The 13,025-nt window shown below is 71.1% G+C and carries 12 protein-coding genes; 2 read left to right on the top strand and 10 right to left on the bottom strand.

The features are described 5' to 3' along the window. Positions 1-18 precede the first annotated feature (18 nt). From K7862_RS03400 to K7862_RS03360, 9 genes are all read right to left on the bottom strand, one after another. Complete coding sequence (locus K7862_RS03400; RefSeq protein ID WP_262412608.1) at positions 19-483, bottom strand: TadE/TadG family type IV pilus assembly protein; 465 nt, start codon at positions 481-483, stop codon at positions 19-21. Positions 484-626: 143 nt separating this feature from the next. After that, complete coding sequence (locus tag K7862_RS03395; protein WP_372461497.1) at positions 627-1,076, bottom strand: TadE/TadG family type IV pilus assembly protein; 450 nt, start codon at positions 1,074-1,076, stop codon at positions 627-629. Positions 1,077-1,141: 65 nt separating this feature from the next. Beyond that, positions 1,142-1,552, bottom strand: coding sequence for a TadE family protein (locus K7862_RS03390; RefSeq protein WP_222960860.1), 411 nt, complete (start codon positions 1,550-1,552; stop codon positions 1,142-1,144). Positions 1,553-1,685: 133 nt separating this feature from the next. Continuing rightward, positions 1,686-1,940: a Flp family type IVb pilin gene (locus K7862_RS03385; protein WP_222960434.1), complete on the bottom strand. Its 255-nt coding sequence runs from the start codon at positions 1,938-1,940 to the stop codon at positions 1,686-1,688. Positions 1,941-1,988: 48 nt separating this feature from the next. Next, positions 1,989-2,900: a type II secretion system F family protein gene (locus tag K7862_RS03380; RefSeq protein ID WP_222960433.1), complete on the bottom strand. Its 912-nt coding sequence runs from the start codon at positions 2,898-2,900 to the stop codon at positions 1,989-1,991. After that, entirely contained in the window at positions 2,897-3,961 is a 1,065-nt protein-coding gene (locus K7862_RS03375) for a type II secretion system F family protein (protein WP_222960430.1), read from the bottom strand. Before K7862_RS03375 ends, K7862_RS03380 begins: the two co-directional genes overlap by 4 nt. Then, positions 3,961-5,268: a TadA family conjugal transfer-associated ATPase gene (locus tag K7862_RS03370; protein WP_222960422.1), complete on the bottom strand. Its 1,308-nt coding sequence runs from the start codon at positions 5,266-5,268 to the stop codon at positions 3,961-3,963. Before K7862_RS03370 ends, K7862_RS03375 begins: the two co-directional genes overlap by 1 nt. Beyond that, entirely contained in the window at positions 5,265-6,068 is an 804-nt protein-coding gene (locus K7862_RS03365) for a MinD/ParA family ATP-binding protein (RefSeq protein WP_222960421.1), read from the bottom strand. The genes K7862_RS03370 and K7862_RS03365 overlap by 4 nt, the downstream gene beginning before the upstream one ends. A gap of 19 nt (positions 6,069-6,087) precedes the next feature. Next, positions 6,088-6,753, bottom strand: coding sequence for a hypothetical protein (locus tag K7862_RS03360; protein ID WP_262412607.1), 666 nt, complete (start codon positions 6,751-6,753; stop codon positions 6,088-6,090). A gap of 527 nt (positions 6,754-7,280) precedes the next feature. On the opposite strand from K7862_RS03360, the gene K7862_RS03355 reads away from it, so the two are divergent. After that, positions 7,281-11,819, top strand: coding sequence for an FtsK/SpoIIIE domain-containing protein (locus K7862_RS03355; protein WP_222960415.1), 4,539 nt, complete (start codon positions 7,281-7,283; stop codon positions 11,817-11,819). A 171-nt stretch (positions 11,820-11,990) separates the two neighbouring features. Here the strand turns inward: K7862_RS03355 and K7862_RS03350 are convergent, their stop codons facing one another. After that, complete coding sequence (locus K7862_RS03350; RefSeq protein WP_222960413.1) at positions 11,991-12,467, bottom strand: hypothetical protein; 477 nt, start codon at positions 12,465-12,467, stop codon at positions 11,991-11,993. A 216-nt stretch (positions 12,468-12,683) separates the two neighbouring features. On the opposite strand from K7862_RS03350, the gene K7862_RS03345 reads away from it, so the two are divergent. Continuing rightward, a complete protein-coding gene (locus tag K7862_RS03345; RefSeq protein WP_222960412.1) occupies positions 12,684-12,980 on the top strand; it encodes a hypothetical protein in 297 nt (98 codons plus the stop codon). Positions 12,981-13,025 lie beyond the last annotated feature (45 nt).

The following is a 13,025-nucleotide window of genomic DNA, read 5'->3' as shown; positions in this document are numbered from 1 at the left end:
CTGGTCTTCGGTGGTCGGTCAGTTCGCGGGGCCGGTCACGGACTCGGCCGCGGCCGTCCCGTGGACGACGATGTCGTGGTCGTAGAAGAAGCCGGTGAGCACCGGCCGGTACGTCAACTGGATGGTGACCTCGACCCGGTCGGCGAGGGCGACGGTGCATCCGGAGCCGGCGACGTCGTTCTGGTCGAGTCCGGACTGCTGCGCGAACGCCTTGACGCGGGCGTCGCAGTCGCCGTCGTTGATGACGGGCTGGGTGCCGGCCGGCGCGTTGCGCAGCGCCTCGATGTCGATGTCCTGCGCGGCGTACCGGGCGGCCTGCTCGGCGATGTCCGCGGCACGCTCGCGCTTGGAGATGGACAGGCCGCCGTCGACGACGAAGGCGGCGAGCGCCATGAAGACGACGGCGAAGATGAGGACGGCGGCGGCGCCGGATCCGCGGTCGTCGCGCAGCCGTGCCAGGGTGCGGGCACGCAGGCGGGGCAAGGTGCGGGCACGCAGGCGGGGCAAGGTGCGGGCACGCAGGCGGGGCAAGGTGCGGGCAGACCGGCGGGAACAGGTGCGGTCGCGCAGGCGGGGCATGCCGGAGCAGCGTGCGGGAGTCCGGCGGGTGGTCGCGGCGGCCGGCATCAGCTCACCGCCCTGCGGTACGGGTCGAGCGGCGCGGAGCCCTGGGAGGTGATGGTCTTGCGGATGTCCAGGCCGAGGGAGGCGAGTCCGCGGATCTGGCAGGTGATCCGGAGGGTGTAGAGGCTGCCGGGCGCGAAGTCGCCGCTGAGCTGGTGGATCTCCAGGGTGCCGGAGACGCAGGTGCCGTCGAGGTCCGCTTCCGCGGCGGCGCGGGCCTGCTGCATCGCGCTGCCCTGGTCGCGCTGCAGGGATCCGGCACGCGCCGCGTCCCGGGCCGCGCCGTCCACGGCGCCGCGGCCGTCGACGAGCTGGCCGAAGGCGACCAGTACCAGGATGAAGAGGATCATGATCGGCGCGAGAACCACCACCTCGATGGTGGAGATGCCGTGGTCGCCGCGTCGCGCGTCCCCGCCCAGGACGACGTCACCATGAAGCCCGTCACCGCGCAGTGCGTCGAGCCACCGCGCGTACCGCGTCCTCACCCTTGCCTCAGCCCCCGCTGCAGCCATCGGTCTCAGCCCCCGTTGTCCGGTACGAAGCGTTCGACCGGGCCCTGCGACTCCTCGTGCACGCTGAAGTGCATCCCGGGGAAGATCGTGGGCACCCTCGCCGTGACCCGTATCCCGACCGTCGCGGCGTCCGGCTGCAACGGCTTGACGGACCGGCCGTCGAGGAGGTTGGGACCGAGCTGGTCGATGTAACTCTGGGCGGTGGAGGTGGCTTTGGCCTGCCAGCCGCCCGGGTCCGCGTCCGCTTCGGCGCGCGCCTTCCGGGCGCCGGCCTGCGCGGCGGCCTGCGCCACGTGGTCGGCGAAGAAGTACAGGCCGAACTGGACGGTCGCGAAGATCATGAAGAACAGCACGGGGGTGAGGAAGACGAACTCGATGGCGCTCATGCCGCGGTCGCCGTAGGCACGGCGGCCCATGGCGTCCGGGGCCGCGCCCCGGCCCGGGCGGCTGCCCACGCCGCTGTCGCCGCGGGCGGCGTGCAGCCTGCGGCGTACGGCGTGGTGCAGCACGTCGGTCGTTCGCTTCATGTGCGGTTTCCCCCGGGGGCGATCAGCAGTCGGACGAGTCGCCGTTGGAGCTGGAGATGCAGTTGCCGACCTTGGTCGACTTGTCCTTGAGCGCGTTCTTGATCGTGAAGCCGACGAAGGCCACGATGCCGACGACGATCGCGGAGATGACGACCCACTCGACGGCGGAGGCGCCGCGGGACATGTCGCCCTTGCGGAGACGGTCGACGCGCCCTCGAAGGTAGATGATCATGAACTCGAGGGGCGGATTACTGATCTGCAGACGATTCATGTTCATGGGTGAAGTCCTCTCGGCTCGGAGCTCGGCAATCGGTGACCGGGATGGTCAGACCTGGAACACACGCATCGCTGCGGGGAAGATCAGGAAGACGAGGAAGCCCGCACACAGCAGGAGCTGGGCGACGAGCATCGACTGGGACTTCTCGCCCGCCGAACCCTCGATCTCGGCGAGTTCGCGGTGACGCATCGTCTCGGCGCGCGAGGCCAGGGACTCCCGGACCTTCGCGCCGTCGTCGGCGACCAGGCCGAGGGTGACGGAGAGGTCCTGGAGTTCCTCGACCCCGAGTTCGTCGCCGAGGCGTCCGAGCGCGACCCACTGGCTGGTGCCGGTGATCCGGGCGTCGGTGAGGGCGTTGCGGATACGCATCAGGGCCCAGCCGTCGCTGACTTCGGCGGCGGCCATGAGTGCTTCGGGCAGACCCCGTCCACCGGCCAGGTTCATGGAGACCAGGTCGAGGTAGGCGCCGATCACCCGGCGGAGGTCCTTGCGCTTGTCGGCGGCGTCCCGACGGACCTCCAGGTCCGGTAGCAGGAAGAACACGCCACCGCAGATGAGGGCCAGCCACACCGGTATGACCGGGTTGGCGCCGAAGCCGATCTCCCAGGCCACCGCGAAGAGGAACGGCCCGAAGACCACACCGGCGGCCGCGAGCATGATCTTGGTGGCCAGGAAGCCTTCCCAGCTCCGGTCGAGCACCGCCAGGTCCGCGCGCAGTGACCGCAGTTCCCACCCCTGCTGCAGGTAGAACGCCGCGATGCGCTGGCCGAGCCGGCCTCTGAAACCCTCGGCCGGTGCGGCGCCGACCGAACCCGCGGACGGCGACGCCGCCCGCATCGCGTCGATCTGCGCGACCGTCGAGACGGCGCTGCGCCGGCCCGGCATGAGGGCCCTGACCAGGGCGAAGACGCCGAGGCCGACAAGTCCGCCGACCACGCAGGCGAGGAAGATCGCGTTCATCGGCCCGCTCCCTGTCCCGGCACGGCCTGGTGGCCCGGCACCTGCTGTCCTGGCATGCCGTGGCCCGGGGCACCGTGACCGGGAACGGCCTGGCCCGGAGCGCCGTAGCCCGGCAGCGACTGCGCCTGGCCCGGCTGTCCGGCCTGTCCCGGCACGAAGACACCGGGCGTGAAGTGCTGCTGGGCCAGCCGCTCGGGGGCGTGGACCAGGAACCGGTCCGGCGTCTCGATCTTCGACAGGCTGCGCAGCCACCAGAACCCGGCGGCGAACAGCCCGCAGACGACGGTGAGGACGAGCTGGCCGATCGCGGTGCCGTAGGGCTGTACGAAGCCGCGGTTGAAGATGGCCAGGCCGAGGACGAACACCACCGAGACGATGACGACGATCTGCACGCTGCGCCGGGTGCTGGCCCGCTGGGCCATGACGCGCTGCCGCATGTCCACTTCCTCACGGGCGGACTTGGCGAGGGCGCCGAGCACCTCCCGCAGGCCCGGCCCGCGCAGCTTGGCGTTGAGGATCAGCGCGGCGATGATGATGTCCGCCGAGGCGTCGTTGATCTCGTCGGCCAGGTGCTGGAGTGCGTCGGGCAGCGGCGTACGGGACCGCAGCCGGTCGACCAGCGAGTCCAGGTGGACGCGCAGCGCGGGCGCCGCGGCCCGGGCCGAGGCGGGGATGGCCTGTTCGAGGCCGACCGCGCCGGCGATGGTGTCGCGCAGCGACTCCGTCCAAGCGGCGAGCGCTTCCACGCGCTTCATCGCCGCGCGCTCCTCGGCCGCGCCGCCGAACAGCCGGTCCCAGGTGAAGACGAGGACCGCGGTGGCGACGCCGAGCACGACCCACCGGGTGAGCCCGAGGACCGCGAGCCCCGAGACGATGGCGATGGATCCGCGCTGGGACAGGAACCGGACGAACTCGGCCGTCTTGTCCCCGGACGTCTGCCCGGCCTGGGGAGCCTTGGGTGCCCAGCCGCGGATGGCGACGATGAACAGGGCGATTCCGCCGCCGGCCACCGCCCCCGCGAGCAGTCCGTACATCACGGACATGGAGAAGACCCCGGTCATCACCGCCACACCCCCGTGGGCTGGTAGCCGTTGGCGAGGAGTTCCTCGAGGCAGGAGATCGGCGCGTGCGGCATGGCCACGCCGTCCGGCCCCTCGGCGAAGACCTCGCTGGAAAGGACGCGTCCGTCGACGCCGTTGACCTCACGGACGGAGGTCACGACGCGGCGCAGGGTGCCGCCGCGCTGGAAGTCGTTGCGCCGCTGGACGAACACGACGAAGTCGATCGCTCCCGCCACCAGCATCTGGGACGCCTCGACCGGCAGGCGCTCCCGGGCCTGCAGGGCGTAGGTGGAGATGCGGTTGAACACCTCGGCGGAGCTGTTGGCGTGGATCGTGGAGAGCGAACCGTCGTTGCCCTGGGACATGGCGTTGAGCATGGTCACGATCTCGTCGCCGAGGACCTCACCGACGATGACCCGTGAGGGGTTCATACGCAGGGAGCGGCGGACGAGTTCGGCCATGGAGATCGCGCCCAGCCCCTCGGAGTTGGGCAGCCGTTCCTCGAACGCCACCACGTTGGGGTGGAGTTCGGGGAACTGGTCCAGGCCGAGTTCCAGGGCGCGCTCGACGGTGATCAGCCGCTCGTGCGCCGGGATGACGTTGGCCAAGGCCCGCAGCAGCGTGGTCTTGCCCGCGTTGGTGGCGCCGGCGATCATCACGTTCTTCCTGGCCAGGACGCAGGAGGAGAGGAAGGATCCCAGCTCGGGCGTGAGCGTGTAGTTGCCGACGAGGTCGGTGAGGAAGACCTTGCCGAGGCGCGCGCGGCGGATGGACAGCGCGGGACGGCGCGTGACGTCCATGACCGCGGACAGACGCGAGCCGTCCGGCAGCCGCAGGTCGAGCTGCGGGTTGGCGGAGTCGAACGGCCGCGACGAGAGACCGGAGTAGGCGCCGAGCACCTGGATCAGCTCGACCAGTTCCTCGTCGGTCTCGGCGACCGGCTCCACCTGGAGTTCACGGCCGTCGGAGTAGCCGACGAAGACCTGGTCGCAGCCGTTGATGTCGATGTTCTCGACCTCGGGGTCGTCCAGCAGCGGCTGCAGCCGGCCGACGCCGAACAGCGCGGCGTGCACCGCGGCGGCGTACGCCTCCTCGGCCTGGGCGTCCGGCGGGGTGCGCCCGATGGTGATCTCGGCGCGCGCGTACTCCTCAAGGATCTGGGCGATGATCGCCCGCGCGAAGTGCCGCTCGTCCTCGGCCGACATCGCCATGCGGTTGGCCGCCTGGTCCAGCCGCCGCTGCTCGGCGATGCGGTCGCCCGCTTCCTGACGGAAGCGCTTGACGAGCTGGTGGTCCACCTCGCTCATCGGAAGACCCCGTACCTCTGGGGCACGTCGGCGGTGATCTGGCGGGCCGAGCGGATCAGCAGCGACTTGTCGAGGCGCCCGCGGCGGCGGCTGTTGAGCATCTCGGCGCCGGCGGGGTCGTGGGCGATGGTGCCGACGACCCGGGCGGAGATCTGCGACGCCACCAGCATGTCGTTGACCTGGGCGGCGATCCGGGCGCTGTGGCCGGGGTCGGCGATGAGCAGGATGCCGATCGGCGGCTGGCCGAGGGCTGCGGCGGCGCCCCGCTGGGAGCCGTGCAGCTTGGCCGACAGGGCTCCGGCGCGGTCGCGCACGCGGGCGAGGTTCTCCGGCTCGGTACGGGAGACCAGCAGCAGGAGCGAGGAGTGCGCGAACAGGTCCATGGTGGGTGAGTCGGCGCCGACCCGGCCGCAGTCCGCGATGACGTCGGCGGCGCCGTTGGGCGACTCGGCGAGCGTGGCGAACGCCTGCCCGAGCATCGGCCACAGGCCCGTCAGACCGGCGGCCTGCTCGGCGCTGCCCAGCCCCACCAGGACGTCGAGCCCGCCGGTGAGCGGCTGGGCGTGGTCCCACAACTGCTCGGCGGCCAGGCCGCGTCGGGCGGTGGCGGCCAGTGAGAGCATGCCGGAGTTGGGGTCGAGCACGCCGCCGTGAGCGGCTCGCGCGCGGTAGACGAGGTCGCCGCCCGCCGGGTCGGCCTCGGCTAGCAGGACGCGCCGGGGCCATACGGCGGCCAGTGCGACTGCGGTCGTGGTGACGCCCGGTGAGCCCTTGTCGGCGGCGATCGTGATCAGTGCCATGACGTCTGCGCCCGCTCGTTCAGTTCTTGCCGGAGACCAGTACCAGGGCGACGTCGCCGGCGGCGGCCGCGATCGTCAGCGGGCCGGCGACGGTGGAGTCGACGAGCACCTTCACCGACGTGTCACCCGAGCTGAAGTCGCCGGAGGAGCCCACGACTTCCTGCACGATGACGTTCTCGCTGATCCGCGTGGTGTCGGTGCCGAGGGAGTCGCCGCTGCCGCTGGAGCCGCTTCCGGAACCGCTGCCGGAGCTGCTCTTGGAGACGTCGTTGCCCACGCGGTAGGCGGCGACGGTGTCACCGGCCTTCAGACCGTGCGGGAACTGACCGTCCTTCAGGGACAGTCCGACGATGGACTTGCCGGGGGCCAGGCCACCGGTTCCCTTGGTGATCATCGGCAGGGTGAGCAGCGTGCCGGGGACCAGGTTGGTCGCGGCCGTGTAGTGCTGGGCGAGGTCGCCGCGCTGGCCCCAGCGGATGAACTGGATGCCGCTGACGTCGGAGATCTCCACGTCCTCGATGGCCGACGCGGGGATGGGCTGCCCGGCGGCGACGTTCGCCTTGATCTCGACGACCTCGATCTTGTTGCCCGCGCGCATCACCATGACGGTGGCGCCCAGAGCGCCCACGAGAATGAGCAGTACGGCCAGTGCGGCGAGCGCGGGCTTGCGCTCACGCGGCGCCATCGGCAGCCGCTCTCCGCCCACCGGCGCACCCATCGCCGGCGCAGGAACCGCACGGCGGCTGCCACCGCCGCCCGCAGCGGATCGTTCCCTGGTCTTCACGTCACTGCCCCCGTCGAGCCGGCGTGTTGCTTGTCGAGATCGGTTGCGTGGGGAGAGATCGTCGCGCTCCAGTCCGGCGACGTCCCGCAAAGCCGATGTCAAGTCACCGCACGCTATCAGCGCCCTCGAAACACCCTCAAGGCACATCCCGTGACAAGCGACTCACAGCCTTGCAACAGAACGGAACGGCAGAGATGGCATGGCCATCTCACGCTGCGTGCTGCAACTCCCGCCCCGCCCACCCCTCTTTGGTCCGGCTTCGACACCACTGTGCCATCCCCGACCGGGCCTGTGTCCAGCCTCGATCTCGCCCTGTGGATAAACCCGCGCAAGTTATCCACAGGCGTAGCACCTGCCGTCCCGTGAGGCGTCTGTTGCCGTTATCGTCCTTGATAACCAAGCCGATTCCCGGGGGAACGAGGAACGCCGTGCGTCTGTCGTTGACCGTGGTCGACCCGCTCGGCGGGGACCGCGCCGATGTAGTGGTCGACACCGATCCGGCCTCGACCGTCGCCGATGTGGCGCGCGAGCTCGGGCAGAAAGTGGGCGGGGGCGGCGCCGAGATCATCTCCATCGCCGGCGGCGCCTCGCGTATGCCCGGCGCTCCCGCGGTGTATGTGGACGGCTACGCGGTCGACCCCGGTTGGTCGGTGGCCCAGTCGCCGCTGCGCGAGGGCGCGGTGGTCAGTCTGTACGACCCGGCCGGCTGTCTGCCGGGCGAGCCGGCCGGTGTGGTGGAACTCCGCGTCGCCGGCGGCCCGGACGCCGGCGGCGTGCACCGACTGGACATCGGCAAGGTGGAGATAGGGCGCGGGCCCTCGGCGAGGATCCGCATCGACGACTCCGAACTCGCCGATCGCGCGGCGGTCCTGACCGTCGGCATGGGCGGCACCTGCCAGGTGACGGTCGGTGCCGAGACGAAGGAGTGGCCGCTCGGCGGTCAACTCGCTCTGGGCAACAGCCTCCTGGAGCTCGGCCCCTATATCCCGCCGAACGCCGCTCTGCACCCGGGCGAGGACGGGGCGACCTACGAGTACAACCGGCCGCCGCGGCTGTCCCCGCCGGAGCGCACCACGCTCTTCCGGCTGCCGAGCCCCCCGAAGGAGCCCAACGCCCGGCCCCTGCCGTGGCTGATGGCGCTCATGCCGCTGGTCATGGCCGTCACGATGGCGTTCATGATGCACCGCATGACGTACCTGATCATGGCGGTCGTCAGCCCGATGGTCATGGTCGGCAACTACTTCCTGGACAAGAAGAACGGCCGCAAGTCCTTCGCCAAGACGGTCACCGAGTACCGCGAGCGCAAGGACCGGATCGAGCAGGACGCCCACACCGCCCTCGAACTCGAGCGCAGCGACCGTGCTGCGGCATCACCCGATCCAGCGACGGTGCTCAACACCGCGACGGGTCCGCGCACCCGCCTCTGGGAGCGGCGGCGCGGCGACGCGGACCATCTGCTGATCCGCGTCGGGACCGCCAAGCTGCCGTCCGAGGTCGTCCTCGACGACCCGGAGCAGGAGGAGCACCGGCGCAAGGTCACCTGGGAGATCGACGACGCCCCGGTCGCCGTGGAGTTGCGCCGCCTGGGCGTGATCGGTTTCGCCGCCCCGGGTGACGGCGCCCGGGCGATGGGCCGTTGGGCGGTGGCGCAGGCCGCCGCTCTCAGCAGCCCGATGGACGTGCAGTTCTACGTCCTCACCGAGCAGTCGGGCCGGGACAGCTGGGACTGGGTGCGCTGGCTGCCGCACGCCCGGCCCACCGACGGCCAGGACGCCAGCAGCCTGATGGGCACCGACGCCGAGACGGTGGCGGCGCGTATCGCCGAGCTCGGCTCGATCCTGGACGGACGGCAGAAGGCCAAGGCCAAGGCGGGCAGCGCCGCCAACCACGCGGCCTTCTTCAAGGACCCCGACATCATCGTGGTCCTCGACGGCTCACGCCGCCTGCGGGCCATGCCCGGCGTGGTGCAACTGCTGCGCGAGGGCCCGGGCGTCGGGATGTTCATGATCTGCCTGGACTCCGAGGAGCGGTTCCTGCCCGGCGAGTGCCAGGCGGTGGTCATCGCCGAGTTCGAGGCCGCGGTCGCCGAGCCCGCGCAGGTCGCGTCGGTGGCGCAGGCGAGCGTCAACAGCGGTCCGCAGGGCGGATTCCCCTCGATCAACGCCTGGTACGCCGGCTCCCAGCAGGCCCAGGCGGTTCCGGTGGAGCCCGCGTTCGGCGCCTTCCGGCTGCGGGTGGAGCAGGCCGGCGCCGCCCGCATCCGCAAGGTGCGCCCCGATCTGGTGTCGCCCGCGTGGTGCGCCCGGCTGGCCCGCTGCCTGTCCCCGATCCGCGACATCAGCGGCGACGCCGAGGATTCCGCGATCCCCGCGGCCAGCCGGCTGCTCGACGTCCTCCAGCTCGAACCGCCGACCGAGGACGCCATCACGGCCCGCTGGCGGATGAGCCCGATCTCCACCCAGGCCGTGGTCGGCGAGTCCTACGACGGCCCGTTCGCGATAGACATCCGCAAGGACGGCCCGCACGGCCTCATCGCGGGAACCACCGGTTCGGGCAAGTCGGAGCTGCTGCAGACCATCGTGGCCTCGCTGGCGGTCGCGAACACCCCCGAAGCGATGACCTTCGTGCTCGTCGACTACAAGGGCGGTTCGGCGTTCAAGGACTGCGTGCAGCTCCCGCACACCGTCGGCATGGTCACCGACCTCGACGCCCATCTCGTCGAACGTGCCCTGGAGTCCCTCGGCGCCGAGCTGAAGCGCCGCGAGCACATCCTGGCCGAGGCGGGGGCCAAGGACATCGAGGACTACACGGACCTGCTCAAGCGGCAGCCGGATCTCAATCCGATGCCGCGGCTGCTGATCGTCATCGACGAGTTCGCCTCGATGGTCCGTGAACTCCCCGACTTCGTCACCGGTCTGGTCAACATCGCCCAGCGAGGCCGTTCCCTGGGCATCCACCTCATCCTGGCGACGCAGCGCCCGAGCGGCGTGGTCTCGCCGGAGATCCGGGCCAACACCAATCTGCGCATCGCGTTGCGCGTCACCGACGGCAGCGAGTCCTCGGACGTCATCGACGCCCCCGACGCCGGCAACATCTCCAAGTCCACGCCCGGCCGCGCCTATGTGCGGCTCGGCGCCACCTCGCTCGTGCCGTTCCAGTCCGGCCGCGTCGGCGGCCGGCGCCCCGGGGCGGTCGAGAACGTCGCGGTGGCGCCCTGGGTGAGCGTCGTCGACTGGTCGCAACTCGGCCGGAGTGCCCCGCAGCGCCCGGCGGGCGCCAAGGGTGAGGACGACGAGATCACCGACCTGAAGGTGCTGGTCGAGGCGATCTGCGCGGCCAACGAGCGCATGGGCATCCCCGCCCAGCACAGCCCGTGGCTCCCCGCGCTGCCGGACGCGATCCTCCTCGACGAACTGCCGCTGCCGATCCCCCAGGGCTCGCTGCCCCCGGCCCCCTACGGCGTCGAGGACCTGCCGGCGCTGCAGTCCCGCAGGCCGGTCGCCGTCGACTTCCACACCTTCGGCCACCTACTGGCCGCGGGCGCACCGCGTTCGGGCCGCTCACAACTGCTGCGCACCATCGCCGGCTCGCTGGCCCGCACGCTGTCCACCGCGGACCTCCACCTCTACGGCATCGACTGCGGCAACGGCGCACTGAACGCCCTGACCAAGCTGCCGCACTGCGGTGCGGTGGTCGGCCGTTCGCAGTCCGAGCGGGCGATCCGCCTGATCGGCCGCCTCAAGGCGGAGATGACGCGCCGCCAGGAGCTGCTGGCCGCCGACGGGTTCGCGGACATCGGCGAACAGCGCGCCGCCGCCGGTACGGCGGAGGAACGGCTGCCGCACATCGTGATCCTGCTCGACCGCTGGGAGGGCTTCACCCCCTCACTCGGCGAGCTGGACCACGGCGCACTCACCGACGAGGTGTTCACGTTCCTGCGCGAGGGCGCGTCGGTCGGCATCCACCTGATCATCACCGGCGACCGGACGCTGATGGCCGGCCGCATCTCCACGCTCACCGAGGACAAGATCGCGTTCCGGCTCGCGGACCGCGGCGACTTCTCGCTGATCGCCGTCAACCCGCGCAAGGTTCCCGAGGAGATCCAGCCCGGCCGCGCCTACCGCTCTGAGTCCGCGATCGAGCTCCAGGTCGCCATGCTCAGCGGCGACGCCACCGGGCAGGGCCAGGCCGCGGCGCTCACCGCGATCGGCGAGGCCGCCGCGGCACGGGACGCGGACCTGCCGCGCTCCCGCCGTCCGTTCCGGGTGGACGTGCTGCCGTCCCGGCTGTCGTTCGCCGACGCCTGGGAGATGCGCGACCCCGACGCGGCGCGGAACCCGCTGTGGGCGCTGGTCGGCGTCGGCGGCGACGAGCTCACCGGCTACGGCCCCGACCTGTCGGACGGCCTGCCGGCGTTCATCATCGGGGGCCCGGGCAAGTCCGGCCGCTCCACCCTGCTGATGGCCATGGCGCGCAGCTACCAGAACCAGGGCGTCAAGATGGTGATCGCCGCCCCGCGGCCCTCGCCCTTGCGTGAACTCGCCGGCGCTCCCGGCGTCGTCCGCACCTTCACCGACAGCGACATACCGGCGGACGAACTGTCCAAGGCGCTGGAGGAGGCGGAGGGCAGCCGGCTGGTGGTCCTGGTCGACGACGCGGAGCTGCTCAAGGACTGCGACGCCCGTGACGTGCTCAAGGAGATCATCGCGCGCGGCACCGACCACGGCCGGGCCGTCGTCATCGCGGGTGGCGAGGAGGACATCTGCTCCGGCTTCTCCGGCTGGCAGGTCGACGCCAAGAAGGCCCGCCGCGGTGTGCTGCTCTCGCCCCAGCAGACGATGAGCGGCGACCTCATCGGCACTCGGCTCAGCCGCAGCAGCGTCGGCGGTCAGGTCACGCCCGGCCGCGCCCTGCTGCACCTGGGCGACGGCGAGCCGAAGACGGTGACCGTGCCACTGGCGGACTGAGGTCGCGCCAGGTCGGGCACCTGCTGGGGGACATTCCCGCGACGGGCGACCGGCGGTCCGGCCCGTCGACGTCTCGGCCCGGAACGCGGGCAGGTCGGGCACCGCGCGTCGGCCGGACTGCGCCGACTCGGCAGCGGCTCCAGGGAGCGCCCTCGAGGGGTCCGCCGGATCTCAGTTGCTGGGCAGTCCCGTGCGGGAGAACGTGTCGGTCAGCCCGCCGGACCACTGGACGGTCAGCGTGTTGCCGTCGGAGGCCAGGGTGCCGTGCCCGGACGTGCGCTGCTTGTTGCCGTCCATGCAGGTCAGGGTGAGGCCGATGCCGTTCTTGTCGGTGTAGGACCCGCCGCACAGGCTGGTGCTGGTGAGCCCGGCGTGGCCCTTGCCGAGGACGAGCTGGACCTTCGTGCCGTCCTGAGTGGCCAGCCACACCCCTTCGATGCCGTGCGAGGTGTCGCCACTGGCCGTCGAGGTCGGTGCGGTCGCGGGCGCGGCCGAGCTGGGCGTGCTGCCGGTCGCCGGTGCGCCGGCGCTCGGCGACTTCGCGCTCTGACCTCCGCTGTCACTGCTGCACCCGCTCAGCGTGAGCGCGGCGGCCACCGCGGCCGCGGCGATCCCTGTTGCTGTGTACGTACGGCTACGGCAACGCATCTGTGTTCCCCCAAGTACGAAGTGGATCCAGCGAACCGCAAGTTACCAGCAGGTCGCGAGGGCGGGCACGGCGCGCGAGGGCTTGGGGCCGAGCTGTCGCAGGACCGTGACGACCGGAGCGTGGGGCTGCCGCGGGGACGCCCCATAGAGTAGGGCCAAAGACTCCGCCGCGGGTTGACGATGCGTTCGTGAATGCCGGGAAAGGACTGATTCTTCATGGGGGACCTGCAACTCAACGGGACGGTGATGGGAGACCTGAGAAAGACGTTCTCCACCATCGCCAACCGCATGGACGGCGTCAGCCGCACGATGGGCAACGCCAACGGTGAATCCGTCGGCGCCCCGAAACTCATCGACGACGTGCACGACTTCGCCGACGACTGGCATTACGGCATATCGCAGATAGGCCAGCACGCCGACAACGCCGTTCACATGATCGACCAGATCGGCAAGACGTTCGCCGACGCGGATCTGCAGCTGGCCAACTCGCTGAAGACCGACGGGAAGAAGTGAGCGGCCGTGACGCGTAGCTTCCCCCATCTCGGGTTCGATCCGACG

It is taken from the genome of Actinacidiphila acidipaludis, from assembly GCF_019890725.1.
GTDB lineage: Bacteria > Actinomycetota > Actinomycetes > Streptomycetales > Streptomycetaceae > Actinacidiphila > Actinacidiphila acidipaludis.
This window is presented reverse-complemented; position numbering and strand designations above follow the sequence as displayed.